Here is a 20,825-nt window from a genome sequence, read left to right as displayed (position 1 = left end):
CATCATGTCACAGGTTACTGAAAATAAAGTTATTGCTGCACCGGTGCCGATGACTCCGTTGCAGGAGTTCTGGCACTATTTTAAACGCAACAAAGGTGCGGTTGTTGGGCTGGTGTACGTTGTGGTGATGATCCTGATTGCGGTCTTTGCCAACGTCCTCGCACCCTACAACCCGGCAGACCAGTTCCGCGATACGCTGCTGGCTCCTCCCGCGTGGCAGGAAGGCGGTACCATGGCGCATCTGTTTGGTACTGATGATGTAGGCCGCGACGTGCTGTCCCGCCTGATGTACGGTGCGCGTCTGTCACTGTTGGTCGGCTGTCTGGTGGTAGTTCTCTCCCTGCTGATGGGCGTGGTTCTTGGGCTGATCGCCGGTTACTTTGGCGGGATTGTCGATAACGTCATCATGCGTGTGGTCGATATCATGCTGGCATTGCCGAGCCTGTTGCTGGCGCTGGTGCTGGTGGCGGTATTTGGCCCCTCGATTGGCAACGCCGCGCTGGCGCTGACGTTCGTGGCATTGCCGCACTATGTCCGTTTGACGCGCGCCGCTGTGCTGGTGGAAGTTAACCGCGACTACGTCACTGCATCTCGCGTGGCGGGAGCCGGCGCGATGCGCCAGATGTTCGTCAACATTCTTCCTAACTGTCTTGCGCCGCTGATTGTTCAGGCGTCGCTTGGCTTCTCTAACGCCATTCTCGATATGGCTGCCCTCGGCTTCCTGGGGATGGGCGCACAGCCGCCTACGCCGGAATGGGGCACCATGCTCTCTGACGTTCTGCAGTTTGCCCAAAGCGCCTGGTGGGTCGTGACCTTCCCGGGGCTGGCGATCCTGTTGACGGTGCTGGCATTTAACCTGATGGGTGACGGTCTGCGTGACGCGCTCGATCCCAAACTGAAGCAGTAAGAGGTTCGAGATGGCGTTATTAAATGTAGATAAATTATCGGTGCATTTCGGCGACGTAGGTTCCGAATTCCGCGCCGTAGACCGCATTAGCTACAGTGTGAATCAGGGTGAAGTGGTTGGCATTGTAGGAGAGTCCGGCTCTGGTAAGTCCGTCAGTTCGCTGGCGATTATGGGACTGATTGACTACCCAGGCCGCGTTATGGCCGAAAATCTGGAGTTTAATGGTCGCGACCTGAAGCGCATTTCTGAGAAAGAGCGTCGCCAGTTAGTGGGCGCGGAAGTGGCGATGATCTTCCAGGACCCGATGACCAGCCTTAATCCCTGCTATACCGTCGGCTACCAGATTATGGAAGCCATCAAGGTGCACCAGGGCGGCAACAAAAAAACGCGTATTCAGCGGGCAATTGACCTGCTGACGCTGGTGGGGATCCCCGATCCGGCCTCGCGTCTGGATGTCTATCCGCACCAGTTGTCCGGTGGAATGAGCCAGCGCGTGATGATCGCGATGGCGATTGCCTGTCGTCCGAAACTGCTGATTGCCGACGAACCGACAACGGCGCTGGATGTGACTATTCAGGCGCAGATTATCGAGCTACTGCTGGAATTGCAGCAAAAAGAGAACATGGCGCTGGTCTTAATCACCCACGATCTGGCGCTGGTGGCTGAAGCGGCACACAAAATCATCGTGATGTACGCCGGTCAGGTAGTGGAAACCGGGGCCGCGCAGGATATCTTCCGCGCGCCGCGTCATCCTTACACCCAGGCGCTGCTGCGCGCGCTGCCGGAGTTTGCTCAGGACAAAGCGCGTCTGGCCTCACTGCCGGGCGTGGTTCCCGGTAAATATGACCGCCCGAGCGGTTGTTTGCTGAACCCGCGCTGTCCCTATGCGACCGACAAATGCCGCGCTGAAGAACCTGAACTGAACCTGCTGGAAGGCGGTCGTCAGTCGAAATGCCACTACCCACTTGATGATGCCGGGAGGCCTGGGCTATGAGTACGCAAAAGGCCGCTTTGCCACAGCCGCTGTTGCAGGCTATTGATCTGAAAAAACACTACCCGGTGAAAAAGGGTATGTTCGCCCCGGAGCGCCTGGTGAAAGCGCTGGACGGCGTCTCCTTTACCTTAGAGCGTGGTAAAACGCTGGCGGTGGTAGGCGAGTCGGGCTGTGGGAAATCCACCCTTGGCCGCCTGCTGACGATGATTGAAGTCCCGACCGGCGGTGAGCTGTATTACCAGGGACAGGATCTGCTTAAGCACGACCCGCAGGCGCAAAAGCTGCGTCGGCAGAAAATCCAGATTGTATTCCAGAACCCGTACGGTTCCCTGAACCCGCGTAAAAAAGTGGGACAGATTCTGGAAGAGCCGCTGCTGATCAACTCCACGCTCAGCAAAGAGGAGCGTCGTGAAAAAGCATTGGCGATGATGGCGAAAGTGGGGCTGAAAACCGAGCACTACGACCGCTATCCGCATATGTTCTCCGGCGGTCAGCGTCAGCGTATTGCCATCGCTCGTGGTCTGATGCTTGACCCGGACGTGGTGATTGCCGATGAACCGGTCTCAGCGCTGGACGTTTCGGTGCGTGCGCAGGTGCTGAATCTGATGATGGATTTGCAGCAGGAACTGGGGCTGTCATACGTCTTTATCTCGCACGACCTGTCGGTGGTCGAGCACATTGCCGATGAAGTGATGGTGATGTATTTAGGCCGCTGTGTGGAGAAAGGGACGAAGGACCAAATCTTCAATAATCCGCGTCATCCGTACACGCAAGCGCTGCTCTCCGCAACACCGCGCCTGAACCCGGACGATCGCCGTGAGCGTATCAAGCTGACCGGTGAACTGCCAAGCCCGCTGAATCCGCCGCCGGGCTGTGCGTTCAACGCCCGCTGCCGTCGTCGCTTTGGTCCGTGTACCCAGCTTCAACCGCAGTTGAAAGATTACGGCGGTCAGCTGGTAGCTTGTTTTGCCGTTGACCAGGATGAAAACCCACAGCAATAAACCTGGGTTATGACCCGATAACCGGAGCCTTGTGCTCCGGTTTTTTTATATTTTCTCTTTACGTCCACAATGTGAGTCCTTTGGCAGAACATTATTCCACAGCGTCTAGAATGTAGTCAGATTTCCTCTAGTCACAGAAATATCTATTTCGCAGTTGCTAACTACCAGGAGCAAATGTGGTCACGATACGCTGGGATATTAAAACAATTGATCGTCTGTCGATGGTTGAGGATGTCCTGAAGGAATTTTCCTGCTGTGATATCAATATCATCTCCATGAAAGTGACGCCTGGGCGGATCCTGATTAAATCCTGGTGCCGCCAGCTACAGGATATTTCCTGTGTGCAATCCTGTTTAAGCCAGCGCGCCGATATTATTAATGTTGCTTATCTCTGTGAGGAGATAAGCGAGCTGTCAACGCCGGAGCCGGAACGCCCGCGTTATTTCTCTGACATTATTTGCAGCAGCCAGAGCATGCACGCGCTTATCGAAAAGGCGATAAAAATTGCCGACAGCAAATATACCGTTCTGATCCGTGGCGATACGGGGACTGGTAAAGAGCTGCTGGCCCGGGCAATCCATAATTCCGGGCAGCGACGTTTTTATCCGTTTATTCCGGTCAACTGCTCTGCGCTACCTGAGTCGCTAATGGAGAGTGAATTCTTTGGCTATGAGAAAGGGGCTTTCAGCGGCGCGGATTGTAAAGGCAAAAAAGGGCTGTTTGAAATGGCCGATAAAGGCACCCTTTTTCTCGATGAGTTTGGCGAAATGTCGCTGAGCTTACAGGCTAAACTCCTGCGCGTGCTTCAGGATGGCGGGATTCGGCGCGTTGGCGGGGCACATATTATTCCGGTCAATGTGCGCATTATTGTGGCAACCAATGCCAATCTGGAAGAGATGGTGGAACAACGTCTGCTGCGCGCTGATCTCTATTACCGCATCAACGTGCTTTCACTGACCATCCCACCTTTGCGCGAGCGCCCACAGGATATCAGCCTGCTGATTCGCCACTTTGTGCAGAAATACGCGAAGGAATTCCAGCGGCGGATCATTCTGGATAAAGCCTGTTTTGATGCCCTGCACCATCACACCTGGCCGGGAAACGTGCGCGAACTGGAAAATACCATTATTCGCCTGATGCTGATGGCTGAATCCGATGTTATTACGCGGGAAGAATTAGGGATGGTGAATTTGCCTGCCGTTGAGCGGGGCGCGACAGAACGTCCTTTTAAAGAGCAGGTTCTGTGTGCTGAACGCCAGCTCATTGAACAGATGGTGGAAGATAATGTGTCGTCACGGCATATTGCCAAAGCGCTGGGCGTGTCGCACACCACGGTGCTGAATAAAATTCGCGGCTATCAGCTGGAGAGTGTGGGTTAAGCGCCGCCAGCGTCTGACGGCGCGATATACGTGGGTTATTCAATCAGCTTCAATAAGGGCGACAGGCACAGCAGAATTCCGTACAGCAGGATCAACCAGGTTTTCAGCCCGCGTAGTTTTTCCAGTTGCGTTACTTTATAGATCAGGAAGAACGGAATAATACACGACACAATCCCGTAAAGCGGACTACCTAGCTGGAAGAATACCAGTACCGATACGCGAAATGACACCCAAATGACCAGAGTGATAACAATAAAGGTGCAAATACCCAGCGTGAGTACTAACGGATTAATTTTCTCAACGTCAATGACGCGGCTCAGAACGTTGAGAATAATACCTTTGATCGCCTCGTGGAATCCCAGATAAATACCAAAGAACGCGGTTAATACGGCGAAGATATTTAATACTGTTGAGGTGATATGAATAATCTGCCCAGGAATGACCTGAGCCGCCAGTGCCAGTGCGGAAATATTTTGTTCGAAAGCCGAAACGGCCTCTTCATGGCTAATAGAAAAGGTAAAAGAGAAGGAGAAAAACAGAATGACAGCAATCAGAGTAATGTAACTGATGCGATGCGTACGGATTGCCATACGCGTAGCCAGCACCCGATCCGTCACCCGTTTGCGGTAGGCGATGTTCATTGGGTTCAACACCTGAATAAACACCGCTGAGAAGAAGCAGAACGGGATGGTTAGCAGTACATCACGAAAGAAAACAGATGCTTCAGGGAAGGCGCTGATATTAGCGAAGTTCCAGTGCGGAACCATCGCAAAACCAAATACGATGATGATACCTACTTTGACCACCACCATCGGGCCGGAGATTTTGAACAGCAGCTTTTCTCCCCCGGAAGCAATGGCGACCAGCACGGCAAAAATGGCCACTTTATAGATTATCGACTGCGAAAGATCGGCCTCGGTCAAGCCGAAGGTTTTGATATATGAGGCGCTGTCAAAAACCACGGATAAGGAATAAATAAATATGCCGTGAATAATCATCAGGAAATAGATGACGCCAAGAAATACGCCCCAGTTTTTTCCCAGGTAATGACTTATAATATCCGTGTAGTCATTACAAGTTTCGCTTTCTGATAATGTCTTTAAATAAATATCCTGCACAATATAAGTTGCCGGATAAGCAATAATAAAGGCAACGATAAATACCCAAATGCCTGTTAAGCCAATTTGTACCGGCATCAGTACCGTTCCGGCACCAATGGCCATGCCGATGCACAGTAATACCCAGCCAAAATCGTATTTCGTAAACGGTATTTTTTTTGAGAATGGTACGGCGGTTGCTGTATTGTTGCTTAATTGTAATGTGTTGTCCTGCATAGAACCCCCTGCCCAAAATACACGTTCTCCCCGAAAGAGGATCGCGCGTATTGCCAGACTGTTGTGCCTTGATTCTCAACAACCTGAACCGAACGGCGTCGGTTCAGGCCATATTGGTCAGAATGTTGCCTTTCTGATGGCGTGTTCAAGGTCGTTAATAATATCTTCTGGATCTTCAAGACCCACAGAAAGACGGATAAGCCCGTCGGTAATACCTGCTTTAAGCCGTTCCTCAGGTGCAACGGGCGAATGTGTCATAGACGCTGGGTGCTGAATGAGGGTTTCGGTATCACCGAGACTGACCGCGAGGAGGCACAATTCTACAGAATTGATCATCCGCCTACCAGCCTCGAGGCCGCCGGCGATTTCGAAGCTGATAATTCCACCTGGCAGGCTCATTTGCCGCTGGCCCAGCTCATACTGCGGATGCGAAGTCAGGCCAGGATAATACACCCGAGTAATGGATGGATGCCCTTCGAGGAAGCGGGCGATTTTCAGTGCATTTTCACAGTGACGTTCCATACGAATGCCCAGCGTTTTAACGCCGCGCAGTGTTAACCACGCATTGAACGGACTCATGCAGCCACCGGTGATATCTTTCAGGCCTACAAACCGCGCCTGGTCGATAAACTCCTGCTTACCAACAATGATTCCCCCAATCACATCCCCGTGACCGTTGATATATTTGGTGACGCTGTGAACCACAATATCCGCGCCCAGTTGCAAAGGCTGCTGACAGTACGGTGACATAAAGGTGTTATCCACCACCAGCAATGCGCCCTGTTGATGGGCGATACCGGCCACCGTTTCAATGTCGACCAGCGACAGCGTTGGGTTGGCGGGCGTTTCGATATACACAACTTTGGTTTCTGGTCGCATGGCGGCGCGGATTTCTTCAGGCTTTGCCGCGTCGACAAAGCTGACGTTAATCCCAAACTTCGGCATGCTGTGCGACAAAAACGCGTGGGTGCAGCCGTAAATCGCGCTGGCGGAAACGATATGGTCACCCTGCTGGCAAAGCGTCAACAGCGTTGTGGTGATAGCGGAAATACCGGACGCGGTTGCCAACCCGGCTTCACCTCTTTCCAGTACAGCCAGCTTTTTCTCCAGCGCATCGGTGGTGGGGTTACCCAAGCGGGTGTAAATGTACCCGGACTCTTCGAGCGCAAAGCGGGCGGCACCTTGTTCGGCGCTGTCAAAAACAAACGTTGAGGTCTGGAAAATAGGCGTACTAAGCGCGCCAGTTGAAGGGTCGGGTTGTTGCCCCGCGTGAACGATCTGGGTGTTGAATCCGTAAGTACGACAGTCAGACATGATATCTCCTTTAATTCGGAACAGAACAGCTCACAGTCAAATAGCAATCGCTGTGCCAGAAAATGAACTGATAGATATCAATGCGTTATGTTTTTGTCTGAACTAATGGTCGGCAGGAATGTTGCCAACTGGAAAGAATCTTTCCAGCGTGCTGGTGAGAAAATGGGTGAATTGCGAGGTGCTACGCAGAGCGCAATATTGCGCAGTGATATGGCAAGTGGGCTGCCGTAGAATCAGCGGCAAGCCGGGAATTCTCGGTGAGGCGCAATGTTGCGGGGGCTTGATCCCCGGCGGCATCGGTTGCTGGAAAGAGAAAACCCCCGCACGTTGTTCGGTATAAACCTGGCAACAAAACGGGGGCTGACTTGAACCTGAACAACTCAAGGATAGCCGTGAACAGTTGCCATTGCAACACAGGCGGCTATATGACGCTCGCACAGTTAGGCGTGGCCTTCTGGCACGATTTAGCGGCTCCAATCATCGCTGGCACCATTGCCAGCCTGATTGTGAGCTGGCTGCGTAACAGGAAGTAATGCGCTTTGTAGGCGTCTGCCTGCCGTGATGGCAACATGCGCCCGAACCAGGCCGCAGGGGGCGACCTTGCTGCCTTTTTCGGCTTAAATGCAGATAAATCTCGTCGCCAGGTGCCTATCCTGTCGCGATAATGCACGCTGGGAAGTTTTCAGATACCGCCTCTCTTAATACCGCTACGATCGGGTATACTCTGACGGCAGTTTCGTCTATCCGTGGAGAGTCAGTTTGCGTGTCAGTCGCTCGTTAACAATTAAGCAGATGGCAATGGTTGCGGCCGTTGTTATGGTGTTCGTTTTTATTTTTTGCACCGTTTTGTTGTTCCATCTGGTCCAGCAAAACCGCTATAACACGGCTACGCAACTGGAAAGTATCGCTCGCTCCGTCCGTGAGCCTCTGTCGGACACTATCCTGAAAGGGGATATTCCCGAAGCGGAAGCCATTTTAAAAAGTATTCGGCCAGCGGGCGTGGTAAGTCGCGCCGATGTGGTGCTGCCCAATCAGTTTCAGGCGTTGCGGATGAGCTTTATCCCTGAACGCCCCGTTCCTGTTACGGTGACTCGCCTGTTTGAGCTTCCGGTACAAATTTCGCTGCCGATCTATTCCCTTGAGCGTTCAGCTAATCCGCAACCGCTGGCGTATCTGGTACTGCAGGCGGATTCGTACCGCATGTACAAATTCGTGATGAGTACGCTCTCGACGTTAGTGACCATTTACTTACTTTTGTCGTTAATATTGACCGTCGCCATCTCCTGGTGCATTAACCGCTTGATTGTGCACCCCTTACGTAAAATTGCCCGTGAGCTGAACGACATTCAACAGCAGGATCTGATTGGCTATCAACTGGCATTGCCGCGTCTACATCAGGATGATGAGATTGGTATGCTGGTGCGTAGCTACAATCTTAATCAGCAGTTGATTCAGCGACATAGCGAAGAGCAAAGCGACTTTGCAATGCGTTTCCCGGTTTCCGAACTGCCCAATAAGTCGTTTTTAATGGGGCTGCTGGAGCAGGTTGTTACCCGCCAGCAGACGACGGCGCTGATGATTGTCACCTGCGAAACCCTACGTGACACCGCGGGGGTGTTAACCGAAACTCAGCGGGAAATCCTGCTGCTTACGCTGGTCGAAAAACTCAAGTCGGTATTAGCCCCCAGGATGGTGCTTTCCCAGGTGAGTGGCTATGACTTCGCCATCATCGCCCATGGTGTAAAAGAACCCTGGCACGCTATTACTTTAGGTCAGCAAGTACTCACTATCGTTAACGAGCGATTACCTATTCAGGGTATTCAACTGCGTCCTACCTGCAACATTGGGGTAGCAATGTTCTATGGTGATTTGACCGCAGAACAGCTTTACCGCCGCGCTCTCTCGGCCGTGTTAACCTCGCGCCATAAGGGTAAAAATCAAATTCAGTTCTTTGATCCGTTACAGATGGAAGAGGCGCAGCAGCGTTTGACGGAAGAGAACGATATTCTCAGCGCGCTGGATAACCAGCAGTTCGCGCTTTGGATGCAGCCGCAGGTGGAAATGTCCAGCGGTAAGGTGTTGAGCGCAGAAGCATTATTGCGGATGCAGCAGCCGGACGGAAGCTGGGAGCTGCCCGAAGGGTTAATCGACAGGATTGAGTCCTGCGGCCTGATGGTGACGGTTGGTTACTGGGTGCTGGAAGAGACGTGCCGCCAGCTGTCAGCGTGGCAGGAACGGGGTCTGATGCTGCCGCTGTCGGTGAATTTGTCCGCGCTACAGCTGATGCACCCGAGTATGGTCTCGGACCTGCTGGAGTTGTTAAACCGCTATCGCATCAAGCCTGGTACGTTGATCCTGGAAGTGACTGAAAGCCGACATATCGATGATCCCCACGCTGCGGTGGCCATTTTGCGCCCATTGCGTAATGCGGGAGTACGTATCGCACTGGATGACTTTGGCATGGGGTATGCGGGCCTGCGACAGCTGCAGCACATGAAGTCGCTACCGGTGGATGTCCTCAAAATCGATAAGATGTTTGTCGATGGGGTACCTGAGGATTGCAGCATGATCTCCGCCATCATTCAGTTGGCCCACAGCCTTAATTTGCAGATGATCGCCGAAGGTGTCGAAACCGAAGCGCAGCGTGAATGGCTATCACAAGCCGGGGTGGAAGTGGCACAAGGGTTCCTGTTTGCCCGACCGGTTCCGGCAAATATCTTCGAAGAACGTTATCTGGCGCCGGAAAGCGCTGATTACAAAAGTTAAAAAAGGTCTCGCTTGTGCGAGCCAGCTCAAAATTTTTAACATTTCTGTATCAATTATGATCCAGGTACATTTCTGTCAAGTTGTGTGGGTGTTACCTTAAGGCCGCAGGTTAAACAAAACCTTACAAGACCTGTGGTTTTTACTTTAAGGACACCCTATGAAAACCTCTATATTCAAAAGCCTTTACTTTCAGGTCCTGACAGCGATTGCCATAGGTATTCTCCTTGGCCATTTCTACCCTGAATTAGGCGCCCAAATGAAGCCGCTTGGTGATGCTTTCGTTAAGCTCATCAAGATGGTCATCGCACCTGTCATCTTCTGTACTGTCGTTACCGGCATTGCAGGCATGGAAAGTATGAAAGCCGTAGGCCGCACTGGCGCGGTTGCACTGCTCTATTTTGAAATTGTTAGTACCATTGCGCTGATCATCGGCCTCATCATCGTCAACGTGGTGCAACCCGGTGCCGGGATGAACGTCGATCCGGCGACACTGGATGCCAAAGCGGTTGCAATGTACGCCGAACAGGCAAAAGACCAGGGGATCGTAGGTTTCCTGATGGATATTATCCCGGCGAGCGTCATTGGCGCGTTTGCCAGCGGTAACATCCTGCAGGTATTGCTGTTTGCGGTAATGTTTGGTTTTGCGCTGCATCGTCTGGGCAGCAAGGGCCAGATGATTTTCAACGTGATTGAAAGTTTCTCGCAGGTTATTTTCGGCATCATTAATATGATCATGCGCCTGGCGCCGATCGGTGCTTTCGGTGCTATGGCCTTTACCATCGGTAAATATGGCGTCGGAACGCTGGTGCAACTGGGTCAGCTAATCATCTGCTTCTACATCACCTGTATTCTGTTTGTGGTGCTGGTGCTGGGTTCAATTGCCCGCGCAACTGGCTTCAGTATCTTTAAATTCATCCGCTATATCCGTGAAGAACTGTTGATCGTTCTGGGGACTTCTTCTTCCGAGTCCGCGCTGCCGCGTATGCTCGATAAGATGGAAAAACTGGGCTGTCGGAAGTCGGTTGTCGGATTGGTTATACCCACGGGCTACTCGTTTAACCTTGATGGGACATCAATCTATCTGACAATGGCGGCGGTGTTTATCGCTCAGGCAACCAACAGCCACATGGATATCTTCCATCAGATAACCCTGCTGGTGGTGCTTCTGCTCTCCTCAAAAGGTGCAGCGGGTGTGACCGGGAGTGGCTTTATTGTTCTGGCCGCGACTATCTCTGCGGTGGGTCACTTGCCGGTTGCTGGTCTGGCGCTGATTCTTGGTATTGACCGCTTCATGTCTGAAGCCCGTGCGCTGACCAACCTGATTGGTAACGGTGTTGCAACTGTTGTTGTGGCTAAATGGGTGAAAGAATTGGATACCACAAAGCTGGATGACACGTTGAATAATCGTGCGCCGGATGGCAAAACGCACGATTTATCCTCTTAATCTCGTCACTTATGCCCGTAGTCCCTTCCAGGACTGCGGGCGTTTGCGCATAATTACCCCCTGTGCCTGAAACCGTCGATTCGGCGGCTCGGGATTTTTTCACTTCTTCCGTGACATTTTTATGTTCTCGCGGTCTAACACGAAGTGTTTTTAACGTCATATTCAGAGAGTCCTTTCGAGGGCTGTCTTTTTATTTCCAGGATAGTTGATCAGGGGTTCACATGCAGGGCACAAAAATTCGACTTTTAGCGGGCGGCTTGCTGATGATGGCCACTGCCGGCTATGTGCAGGCAGATGCGCTCCAGCCTGATCCAGCATGGCAACAGGGCACGCTGGCAAATGGTTTACAGTGGCAAGTGTTAGCCACTCCCCAGCGCCCGAGCGACCGTATTGAGGTTCGCCTGCTGGTTAATACCGGTTCACTCACCGAAAGTGCGCAACAGAGTGGTTTCAGCCATGCGATCCCGCGTATCGCGCTGACGCAAAGCGGTGGCCTCGATGCCTCGCAAGCCCGTTCACTGTGGCAGCAGGGGTTCGATCCCAAACGTCCCATGCCGCCGGTTATCGTTTCCTATGATTCCACGTTGTATAACCTCAGTCTGCCTAACAGCCGTAACGATCTACTGAAAGAGTCACTTTCTTATCTGGCGAATATCTCCGGTATACTGAGCATTACCTCTGAAACGGTCAATCATGCGCTGAATAGCGAAGATATGGTTGCAACCTGGCCGTCAGATACCAAAGAAGGGTGGTGGCGTTACCGTCTGAAGGGATCGACCCTGCTGGGGCACGATCCCGCCGATCCGTTGAAAACGCCTGTAGATGCGTCGAAAATTCAGTCTTTCTACCAGAAATGGTATACCCCGGACGCGATGACGCTGATCATCGTCGGTAACGTTGATGCACGCAGCGTAGCTGAGCAAATCAATAAAACCTTTGGCGAGTTAAAAGGAAAACGCGAAACGCCTGCACCGGTACCCACGCTCTCTCCGCTGCGAGCAGAAGCCGTGAGCATTATGACCGATGCGGTACGCCAGGATCGCCTGTCTATTATGTGGGATACGCCGTGGCAACCGATCCGTGAATCTGCCGCGTTATTACGTTACTGGCGCGCTGATTTAGCGCGTGAGGCGCTGTTCTGGCACATTCAGCAAGAGCTAACCAAAAACAATGCCAAAGACATTGGCCTCGGATTTGACTGCCGGGTGCTGTTCCTGCGCGCGCAGTGCGCGATTAACGTTGAGTCGCCGAACGATAAGCTGAACGCCAATCTGGGTACGGTTGCGCGTGAGCTGGCGAAAGTGCGTGATAAAGGACTGCCGGAAGAAGAGTTCAATGCGCTGGTAGCGCAAAAGAATCTGGAACTGCAGAAGCTGTTTGCCACCTATGGTCGTACCGATACCGATATTTTGATCAGCCAGCGTTTGCGCTCGCTGCAAAATCAGGTGGTGGATATTGCGCCTGAACAGTACCAGCGTTTACGCCAGAGCTTCCTCAACAGCCTGAGCGTTGAGATGCTGAATCAGGACCTGCGTCAGCAGCTATCGCAAGATATGGCGTTAATTCTGCTGCAGCCGAAGGGCGAACCTGAATTCAATATGAAGGATCTGCAGGCGACGTGGGATAGCATTATGGCGCCCGTTACCGCAGCGGCAACGTCTGTTGAAACGGATGAATCACACCCTGAAGTGACGGATATCCCGCCTGTACAGTAAAGGGTATCGTAACCTGTAGGCCGGGCAAGCGAAGCGCTCCCGGCTTACCCAGTGCCGGATGCGGCGTTAACGCCTTATCCGGCCTACAGGAACAATAAATTATTGCGGCATGGCGTCGCGGGGGATAATCGCCCCACGATGCTGAATGACGGTGCTTGCCGTCAGGTGGCCTCGTTTTGCGGCTTCGGCGGCATCGCCACCGGTCAGACGGACCGCCAGATACCCGGCGCTGAAGGAGTCTCCGGCCGCAGTGGTATCGATCACTTTCTCTTTCGGCAATTTAACGGCCGGAATGTCGATCAGTTCTTCGCCTGCAATGGAAACCAGGCAAGAGTCTGCGCCACGCTTCACAACCACTTCCTGTACGCCAGCCGCGTGAGTACGGGCAATTACCTCGGCAACGGGTTTTTCACCCCACAGTGCGTCTTCATCGTCCAGCGTCAGGAATGCGATATTGGTGCATTCCAGCATTTGCTGATACACCTGCTGGGTCTCTTCTTTACTGCTCCACAGGCGTGGACGGTAGTTATTGTCAAAAATGACTTTTCCACCGTTGGCACGGCATTCACGCAGCAATGACAGCAGCTTGTCACGACTTGCCGGGCTTAAAATCGCCAGGCTGATTCCGCTCAGATACAAGTAGTCAAATGTCGCCAGCTCTTCGCAAATCGCGGCAGACTGCTCGCTCTCCAGCCAGAATTTTGCGGCGGCTTCATTACGCCAGTAATAGAAGGTGCGCTCGCCAGTGCTGTCGGTCTCAATGTAGTAGAGACCCGGCAGGCGGTTTTCCATGCGCTGGGTTAATGAGGTGTCCACGTTTTCACCCTGCCAGGACTCCAGCATTTGTTGGCTAAAACTGTCGGTACCCAGTGCAGTCACATAGTGTACGGAAAGTGCCGCCGCATCGACCTGACGGGCGATATAAACGGATGTATTCAACGTGTCGCCACCGAATCCGCGCTGAACGTCAGCGCCTTTCTGTGACAGCTCAATCATGCATTCGCCAATCACGGCAATCTTTCTGGACATAGTCGTAACCTGCTCTGAAAAAAATTAGCGTTAGTGTGCGCTGTGGGTGTTAAGTGGTCAACTATATTAAAACATCGTTCCATTATTTTTTTGAGCCAGCACGTGTTCTGCGTTGTTTTTGCCGCTTAGTTTTTATTTTTGCGCACAGCTGAACGTAAAGTTCTTCCTCTGAGCGCCGATAACCTTTGACGAGTCCGGTCAGTCACACTCTTATTTACAGGACATCTCAGATGATAAAGCAGGTTACCCAGCAGCTCATTACGCCCGATGCGAGTATTGAAAGCTTGCTGGAAAGACGCTATTGGCTGCAGTGCGAGCGTGCTTACACCTACCAGCCAATTTACCAGACCAACGGACGGCTGATGGCCGTTGAACTGCTGACCGTCGTGAGCCATCCTGATAACCCTTCCCAACGTATTGCACCAGACCGCTATTTTGCTGAAGTGGCTGTACGGCATCGTGTTGATGTAGTGAAAGAGCAACTTCTGCAGCTTGAGCTGAAAGGGGGCTTTTTCAGAGCCAACAACCTGCTGGCTTCTGTGAACGTCGACGGACCAACGCTCATTGCGATGCGTCAGGATCCCGAAATCCTGAAAATCATTGAAGGCCTGCCGTGGCTGCGTTTTGAGCTGGTGGAACATATCCGCTTGCCGAAGGGGGCGTCGTTCGCCTCAATGTGCGAGTTCGGTCCGCTCTGGCTGGATGACTTTGGTACCGGAATGGCGAACTTCTCGGCGCTTAGTGAAGTGAGTTATGACTATATCAAAGTGGCGCGGGATCTGTTCGTCATGCTGCGCAAGACGCCGGAGGGACGTAATCTCTTCACACTACTATTACAGCTCATGAACCGCTATTGCCGCGGTGTCATTGTCGAAGGCGTTGAAACGCTGGAAGAGTGGCGTGATGTGCAAAACTCACCGGCTTTCGCGGCCCAAGGCTATTTTCTCTCTCGTCCAGTGCCCCTGGATACCCTCGAAGACGTAATTCTGTCACTTTGATGAGGGCGTAGCGCACCTCCTTTTCATCCTGCTGGACTATCTTTAGGACAGGCAAGGAAGGAAGTAAGGAGGTTAGACATGACGAGAACAGGTAAAATAACCACTTCAGTAATAGGGGTTTTCTTGTTGTTGATCGTCGTACTCATTATTGTGATTGCGACATTTGACTGGAACCGGCTCAAACCGACCATCAACCAGAAAGTCTCTACAGAACTCAACCGGCCCTTTGCTATACGGGGTGACCTGGGCGTGGTTTGGGAACGCCAGAAGCAGGAAACTGGCTGGCGTAGCTGGGTTCCGTGGCCGCACGTTCATGCTGAAGATATCATCCTCGGCAACCCGCCGGACATTCCCGACGTCACCATGGTGCATCTCCCGCGCGTTGAAGCTACGCTCGCCCCGCTGGCACTGCTGACAAAAACCGTCTGGCTCCCGTGGGTCAAGCTGGTCAAACCCGATGCGCGGCTGATCCGCCTGTCGGAGAAAAACAATAACTGGACCTTTAACTTAGCTGGGGACGAAAACCGCGATCCTGATGCGCCGCCATCCGCATGGTCTTTCCGGCTGGATAACATTCTGTTCGACCAGGGACGTATCGCCATTAACGATAAGGTGACGAAGTCGGAGATTGAGATCCTGGTCGATCCGCTGGGTAAACCGTTGCCCTTTAGCGAAGTGACCGGCGCAAAAGGTAAAGAGAGCAACGCCCGCGTCGAGGACTACGTGTTTGGGCTGAAAGCGCAAGGGCGATATAACGGCGAACCGCTGAGTGGTAGCGGAAAAATAGGCGGGATGCTGGCGCTGCGTGGCGAAGATACGCCTTTCCCGATTCAGGCTGATTTCCGTTCGGGCAATACGCGCGTAGCGTTTATCGGCACGATAAACGATCCGATGAATATGGGCGGGGCGGATCTGCGGCTTAAATTCTCGGGAGATTCGCTAGGGGATTTGTACGATTTGACCGGCGTACTGCTCCCGGATACGCCGCCGTTTGAAACCGACGGACGTCTGGTGGCGAAAATTGACCCGGAAAAATCCTCTGTTTTTGATTATCGCGATTTCAATGGCCGCATTGGCGACAGCGATATTCACGGAACGCTGGCCTATACCACCGGTAAGCCGCGACCCATGCTGAAGGGCGATGTGGAATCACGCCAGCTGAGGCTGGCCGATTTGGGGCCGCTGATCGGGGTGGATTCAGGCAAAGGGGCGGAACGGGCAAAACAATCTGAACAGCGCAAAGGTGAGAAGAGCGTTCAGCCTGTGGACAAGGTCTTGCCGTATGACCGTTTTGAAACCGATAAATGGAACGTGATGGACGCTGACGTGCGTTTCAAAGGACGGCGTATTGAGCATGGCAGTAGCCTGCCGATCAGCGATCTCTCCACTCATATCATCCTGAAAAATGCCGACCTGCGCCTGCAACCGCTGAAATTTGGTCTTGCGGGAGGCAGCATTGTCTCCAGCATCCATCTGGAAGGAGATAAAAAGCCGATGCGGGGGCAGGCGGATATTCAGGCGCGGCGGCTGAAGCTAAAAGCGCTGATGCCCGATGTGGAACTGATGCAGAAAACGCTCGGTGAAATGAACGGGGACGCCCGGTTTAGCGGAAGTGGAAACTCGGTAGCGGCGCTGCTGGGTAACAGCAATGGCAACCTGAAACTGCTGATGAATGACGGCTTGATCAGCCGGAATCTGATGGAAATTGTGGGCTTGAATCTGGGGAACTATCTTGTCGGGCAGATATTTGGTGATGACGAAGTGCGGGTGAACTGCGCGGCGGCGAATCTGGATATTGTTAACGGCGTGGCGCGTCCGCAGATTTTTGCTTTCGACACGGAAAACGCAGTCATTAATGTCACTGGTACGGCGAGCTTTGCGTCGGAGCAACTGGATTTAACCATCGATCCGGAGAGCAAAGGGATTCGTATTATTACTCTGCGTTCGCCGCTGTATGTTCGCGGCACCTTTAAGAATCCGCAGGCTGGCGTGAAGGCCGGACCGCTGATTGCGCGCGGTGCGGTTGCTGCCGCATTAGCCACGTTAGTCACTCCTGCGGCGGCCTTGTTGGCGCTGATTTCGCCGTCAGAGGGTGACGCGAATCAGTGCCGGACGATCCTGTCACAGATGAAGAAGTGATGTCTGGCCGGATGTTTATCCAGCCTGGATTTCATGCTCAACCCAGGCCGGATAAGGTGGTTACACCGCATCCGGCAAAAGAATTACAACGACTGATGGCGGGTTTCGTGGGTCAACAGCAGTGCAATCAGCGTTAACGCCGCCATCGATGCCAGATACGTACCGACAGCCGCCAGACCATAATTCGCCTGCAACCATGCGGCGATGTATGGGGCAACCGATGCGCCGAGAATTGACGAAACGTTGTACGAGAACGACGCCCCCGTATAGCGCACTTCGGTCGGGAACAGCTCCGGCAGCAGTGCGCCCATCGGGCCAAATGTCAGACCCATCAGGCTTAAGCCCAGCAACAGGAAGGCGAACACCAGCACCGGATTGCCAGAGCCGAGCAGCGGTTTAAAGGCAAACAGCGCAAACAGAATGATCAGCGTGGTGATGATAAGCATGCTCTTGCGGCGACCAAACGCATCGGCCAGCAGGCCCGCCACCGGTACCATGACGCCAAAACCAATGACCGCCATCATCAGCATCCACAACACTTCATTACGCGGCAGGCCAAGCCCTACAGGCGCTGCGGCGGTACTGAACGTCATCGAATAGACGGTCATGATATAGAACAGCGTATAGGTCGCCAGCATGATGAACGTGCCGAGGATCGTCACGCGAACATGTTTTGTCAGTAGAGTACCCAGCGGGATTTTCACCTGTTTTTTCGCCGCGGCTACTTTGGCGAAGACCGGGGATTCATGCAACGAAACGCGGACGTACAGACCGATAATCACCAGCACAGCGGAGAAGATGAACGGTACGCGCCAGCCCCAGCTCATGAACTGTTCGTCGGTCAGCAGCCAGGAGAGCAGCAGAAAGGTACCGTTGGCGAAGAAGAAACCGATAGGCGCGCCCAGCTGCGGAAATGATCCGTACAGCGCGCGTTTGCGCGGTGGCGCGTTTTCCGTCGCCAGCAACGCTGCACCGCCCCATTCACCGCCCAGACCTAAACCCTGACCAAAACGCGCCAGAGCCAGCAGCAGCGGGGCGAAAATGCCGATAGTTTCATAGCCCGGCAGCAGGCCAATGACGACTGTCGAGATCCCCATTGTGAGTAGTGAAGCAACCAGCGTGACTTTACGGCCGACGCGATCGCCGAAATGTCCGAACACCGCGGAACCGATAGGTCGGGCCACAAAGGCGATAGCAAAAGTGGCGAGGGACTGTAGCGTAGCCGCGGTCGGATCCCCCTGCGGGAAGAATATATGGGGAAACACGATCACCGCGGCGGTGGCGTAAATATAGAAGTCGAAGAACTCAATGGCGGTGCCAATGAGCGAGGCGACGACAACTTTATTGCGCGAGTTGACCGGGGTGTGTTCCTGTTCGTTGTCGAGTGTTGTGGCTGTTGCTTGCATAATATTTTCTTATTTTTGGCCGAACGAAAGGTCATATTACGCACAGCAAAAGAGACATTTCAATCTGTAACAAACTTTGAGATCGGTCAAAAATAGAGCAAAAAGGGGATAATTTTTAGGCTTGAGATTTCACTTCCATGAAATGCTTCACACAATTTAAAACTTGGATGATAAAACCAGTTTCTGGTTAAATAAAAGTTACGGGTTGGATTTATTCACTAAATCAGTGAGAGCAGGCGGCATTATAATTGTCGGATGGCTACGCTGATCCGGCCTACAAAACTCTCCCGTAGGCCGGATCAGCGTAGCGCCATCCGCCATAAATGATGAATTAGCGGTGGGTTTTCCCCGGCATACGCGGGTCGTCTTTGTATTCCGCTGTGGCAATCCAGGCTGCGCAAAACAGGGTCAGACGAGCGAAGAAGTAGAAGAACGCCATCAGTCCAAGCACGGAACCAAATGCCGCGCCTGACGGCGACTGCACCAGTGATGGCAGCGTATACGTCATGATCATTTTGATGACTTCAAATCCTAGTGCCGCGATAAAGGTACCGCGTATGAGCGCTTTCTTACGCGGTCGGTGACGCGGTAGCCGCCAGAAAATCCAGAAGAACAGCAGGTAGTTGGCGAAAATAGAGATGGTCAGGCCGATCAGCCGCCAGGCGGGCTTCAGCCATTCGATACCGTCGAGATACAGCGCAGAGATAATCATCTGCTGGGCGGAACCGGCGATAGAGGTAATGGACAGAGTAACAATCAGCGCAACCAGTAAGCCAATCAAGGAAACAAAATCACGCAGATATTTGACCCAAATTTTTTCCTGATCCTGCGGCGTACGTTCCCAAACATCCCGCGACTGGGCACGAATCGCTTCGCGCAGGTTCCCCATCCAGTTAATGCCGGAATAGAGCGCGATGCCAAGCCCTACCAGACCTACAGTGGTACGTTGCTGAACTGCGGTATTGATGGTGTTTTTCAGCGTAGAAGCGAGCGTCGGATCGCTGACGTTCAGCAAAATCTTGCTGAAGATATCCTGCAACAGCGTAGGGTGCGAAGCGAGAATAAAACCCGCGGCGGCAAACGACACCATCAGGATTGGGATCATCGACAGAAACGAGAAGTAGGTAATGGCGGCACCAAACTGATTTCCCATACGATCGTTAAACCGCTCTGCGGCACGAATAAGATGGGCGATGATGGGCTGACGTTGAATTTTATCGGCGAAGGTCAGAGCCGTTTTCAGCGCCTGGTTCGCTTTAGCGTTTTTCTCCGGCTCGGCGGAGGCTGGTTTATGTTCTGGCGTAGGGTGTTTTGCGTCTTGTTCCTGCGTCATCCGATCGGTTGTCCTTATTTTGTTCACTCATGACATTATAGCCTGCTCAGGGGCACATCCTGAAAAATGGACTAATCCACATAGTCTTTCATCACACCAGTCAGCCATTCCATAAACAGATGTACCCGGCGGGAGAGGTTGCGCCGATGCGGATAAAGCAAAGAGACTGGCATTGGCTCGGCGCGATATTGCGGCAACACTTCGACCAGCGTACCGGCGCGCAGGGCATCACGCACGCCAACGCGCGGCACCTGAATAATGCCCAGACCGGCAAGGCATGCCGCGTGATAGGTTTCGGTACTGTTTACCGTTAGCATGCCGCCGGTTTTAACCCATTGCGTGCCATTTTCTGTCGCCACTTCGAAACCTTGCGCACGCGTTCCTAAATTGACCGAGTAGTGCACCACCGCATGCGAGGCAAGATCCTCCAGATTTTCCGGATAACCAAAGCGGGCGAGGTATTGCGGGCTGGCGCAGTTAATCTGCGTGAGTTTCCCCAGCGGACGCGCAATCAGCCCTGAATCTTTCAGCGCGCCCACGCGTACCACACAGTCGAAACCTTCGCGGATCAAATCCACCAGGCGGTCGCTGCTGCTGAGTTCGAGTTCCAGGCCCGGATACTGATGCAAAAAGCTCGGTAAGCGGGGCATCACCAGGTTTCTTGCTACACCGACCGGCATATCAACGCGCAGCTTGCCGCTGATGCTGGACGGATCGTGATGGAACAGCCCATCCAGCTCATCCAGATTACTCAACAGATCTTTCGCGCGTTCGTAATAGATCATGCCGTCTTGCGTGAGCTGAACGCGGCGGGTGGTGCGGTGCAACAACTGCGTGCCCAGATGATTTTCCAGAGCCTGGATCTGGCGCGATACGCTACCTTTAGGAAGTCCGAGGGTGTCTGCGGCGCGCGAAAAGCTCTCCAGTTCTGCGACGCGGATGAACAACTGCATTGCGTGAATTTTATCCATTCTCATGCCCTATTGTTGTTCTAAATGAAACAGTAATGCGCAGTTAGCAGTATTTATTGTTCTTCTATCACCTAATAAGCTTTGTCTCAATCTTC

At 53.0% G+C, this 20,825-nt stretch carries 16 protein-coding genes; 10 read left to right on the top strand and 6 right to left on the bottom strand.

Annotation, left to right across the window (positions count from 1 at the left end):
- The first annotated feature begins 4 nt into the window (after window positions 1–4).
- From dppC to OGX94_RS04630, 4 genes are all read left to right on the top strand, one after another.
- Complete coding sequence (gene dppC, locus OGX94_RS04645; RefSeq protein WP_003024315.1) at window positions 5–907, top strand: dipeptide ABC transporter permease DppC; 903 nt, start codon at window positions 5–7, stop codon at window positions 905–907.
- 10 nt (window positions 908–917) lie between these two features.
- A complete protein-coding gene (dppD, locus tag OGX94_RS04640; RefSeq protein ID WP_003024317.1) occupies window positions 918–1,901 on the top strand; it encodes a dipeptide ABC transporter ATP-binding protein in 984 nt (327 codons plus the stop codon).
- Window positions 1,898–2,902: a dipeptide ABC transporter ATP-binding subunit DppF gene (gene dppF, locus OGX94_RS04635; protein ID WP_003827418.1), complete on the top strand. Its 1,005-nt coding sequence runs from the start codon at window positions 1,898–1,900 to the stop codon at window positions 2,900–2,902. The genes dppD and dppF overlap by 4 nt, the downstream gene beginning before the upstream one ends.
- Before the next feature lie 176 nt (window positions 2,903–3,078).
- Window positions 3,079–4,281 carry a sigma-54 interaction domain-containing protein gene (locus OGX94_RS04630; RefSeq protein WP_003827420.1) on the top strand — a complete coding sequence of 401 codons (1,203 nt, stop codon included), beginning with the start codon at window positions 3,079–3,081 and terminating at the stop codon, window positions 4,279–4,281.
- 35 nt (window positions 4,282–4,316) lie between these two features.
- Here OGX94_RS04630 and OGX94_RS04625 read toward each other — a convergent pair whose 3' ends face one another.
- Together OGX94_RS04625 and megL are read right to left on the bottom strand one after the other, a co-directional pair.
- Window positions 4,317–5,615, bottom strand: a complete 1,299-nt coding sequence (locus OGX94_RS04625; RefSeq protein WP_003827423.1) for an aromatic amino acid transport family protein — start codon at window positions 5,613–5,615, stop codon at window positions 4,317–4,319.
- 117 nt (window positions 5,616–5,732) lie between these two features.
- Window positions 5,733–6,929 carry a methionine gamma-lyase gene (gene megL / locus OGX94_RS04620; RefSeq protein ID WP_008786414.1) on the bottom strand — a complete coding sequence of 399 codons (1,197 nt, stop codon included), beginning with the start codon at window positions 6,927–6,929 and terminating at the stop codon, window positions 5,733–5,735.
- A gap of 425 nt (window positions 6,930–7,354) precedes the next feature.
- Between megL and OGX94_RS04615 the strand changes: the two genes are divergently transcribed.
- The 4 genes from OGX94_RS04615 (at window position 7,355) to OGX94_RS04600 (ending at window position 12,854) form a co-directional block, all read left to right on the top strand.
- Complete coding sequence (locus OGX94_RS04615; RefSeq protein WP_003827426.1) at window positions 7,355–7,462, top strand: type I toxin-antitoxin system toxin Ldr family protein; 108 nt, start codon at window positions 7,355–7,357, stop codon at window positions 7,460–7,462.
- A 226-nt stretch (window positions 7,463–7,688) separates the two neighbouring features.
- Complete coding sequence (gene hmsP / locus OGX94_RS04610) at window positions 7,689–9,695, top strand: biofilm formation regulator HmsP (protein WP_020996063.1); 2,007 nt, start codon at window positions 7,689–7,691, stop codon at window positions 9,693–9,695.
- 157 nt (window positions 9,696–9,852) lie between these two features.
- The gene (gene dctA, locus OGX94_RS04605; RefSeq protein ID WP_286568803.1) at window positions 9,853–11,139 is read left to right on the top strand and encodes a C4-dicarboxylate transporter DctC; all 1,287 of its coding nucleotides are present in this window, start codon (window positions 9,853–9,855) and stop codon (window positions 11,137–11,139) included.
- Between the two features lie 221 nt (window positions 11,140–11,360).
- A complete protein-coding gene (locus tag OGX94_RS04600) occupies window positions 11,361–12,854 on the top strand; it encodes a M16 family metallopeptidase (protein WP_286568801.1) in 1,494 nt (497 codons plus the stop codon).
- A gap of 99 nt (window positions 12,855–12,953) precedes the next feature.
- On the opposite strand, the gene kdgK is transcribed toward OGX94_RS04600, so the two are convergent.
- Window positions 12,954–13,883, bottom strand: a complete 930-nt coding sequence (gene kdgK, locus OGX94_RS04595) for a 2-dehydro-3-deoxygluconokinase (protein ID WP_003827433.1) — start codon at window positions 13,881–13,883, stop codon at window positions 12,954–12,956.
- 230 nt (window positions 13,884–14,113) lie between these two features.
- Between kdgK and pdeH the strand changes: the two genes are divergently transcribed.
- Window positions 14,114–14,881 carry a cyclic-guanylate-specific phosphodiesterase gene (gene pdeH, locus OGX94_RS04590; RefSeq protein ID WP_003827436.1) on the top strand — a complete coding sequence of 256 codons (768 nt, stop codon included), beginning with the start codon at window positions 14,114–14,116 and terminating at the stop codon, window positions 14,879–14,881.
- 78 nt (window positions 14,882–14,959) lie between these two features.
- On the top strand, window positions 14,960–17,020 hold the full coding sequence (locus OGX94_RS04585) for an AsmA family protein (protein WP_003827437.1): 2,061 nt from the start codon (window positions 14,960–14,962) through the stop codon (window positions 17,018–17,020).
- Window positions 17,021–17,103: 83 nt separating this feature from the next.
- Here OGX94_RS04585 and OGX94_RS04580 read toward each other — a convergent pair whose 3' ends face one another.
- From OGX94_RS04580 to OGX94_RS04570, 3 genes are all read right to left on the bottom strand, one after another.
- The gene (locus OGX94_RS04580; protein WP_003023312.1) at window positions 17,104–18,426 is read right to left on the bottom strand and encodes an MFS transporter; all 1,323 of its coding nucleotides are present in this window, start codon (window positions 18,424–18,426) and stop codon (window positions 17,104–17,106) included.
- Between the two features lie 331 nt (window positions 18,427–18,757).
- The gene (gene yhjD, locus OGX94_RS04575; protein ID WP_063941879.1) at window positions 18,758–19,759 is read right to left on the bottom strand and encodes an inner membrane protein YhjD; all 1,002 of its coding nucleotides are present in this window, start codon (window positions 19,757–19,759) and stop codon (window positions 18,758–18,760) included.
- 71 nt (window positions 19,760–19,830) lie between these two features.
- Window positions 19,831–20,730, bottom strand: a complete 900-nt coding sequence (locus OGX94_RS04570; protein ID WP_003827442.1) for a LysR family transcriptional regulator — start codon at window positions 20,728–20,730, stop codon at window positions 19,831–19,833.
- Window positions 20,731–20,825 lie beyond the last annotated feature (95 nt).

The sequence above is a fragment of the Citrobacter sp. Cpo037 genome, from assembly GCF_030332945.1.
In the GTDB taxonomy this organism is placed as follows: Bacteria; Pseudomonadota; Gammaproteobacteria; order Enterobacterales; family Enterobacteriaceae; genus Citrobacter; species Citrobacter portucalensis.
The sequence above is the reverse complement of the archived record's forward strand: the minus strand, read 5'-3'. Positions and strand labels throughout refer to the sequence as shown.